Consider the following 508-nt stretch of genomic DNA (forward strand, 5'->3'; position numbering starts at 1 on the left):
AACTCGTCTGCGGCCTTGATGACGACATAAGCGGGACTGGTAATCAGGTCCTGCGCTTTCAGTAGCCGGTAGACAGAAGCCTCAGATACAAAATAGCCTTTTGTATCTGTAAAGCGTACCGCCAATTCGCGACGAGACAGATCAGGTTCTTCCAGAGCCAGATCGATCATCTGTGTCCTGATCTCGTCGGGAATACGGTTCCAGACCTTAGATGGACGTGAGATGCGATCTTCAAGCGCCTCAACACCACCTTCGAGGTAGCGGTCAACCCAAACATAGAAAGTGGAGCGGGGAATGCCCAAATGTTCCAGAGTACGCTTGATTGTTTGATGGGAATTCTCAACGAGACGGATAATCTCCAATTTCTCATGGACAGGATACCTCATTCGTCGGCCTCCCCATCGCCTGTCATGCTTTTTTAAAGAAGCTGCAGTTCAAGGGCCTGCTCTGCAAACACTTCTTTGAGGTCGCGAGCTTCTTTACGCAGCTGCTTAACCTCACCGGTGTT

1 pseudogene is annotated in these 508 nt (G+C 50.2%); it reads right to left on the reverse strand.

Annotated features, from left to right (window positions below):
- Positions 1-508, reverse strand: a pseudogene (locus tag PsAD37_RS17055) (helix-turn-helix domain-containing protein); the annotation flags it as partial.

This window comes from Pseudovibrio sp. Ad37 (genome assembly GCF_001623075.1).
Lineage (GTDB): Bacteria > Pseudomonadota > Alphaproteobacteria > Rhizobiales > Stappiaceae > Pseudovibrio.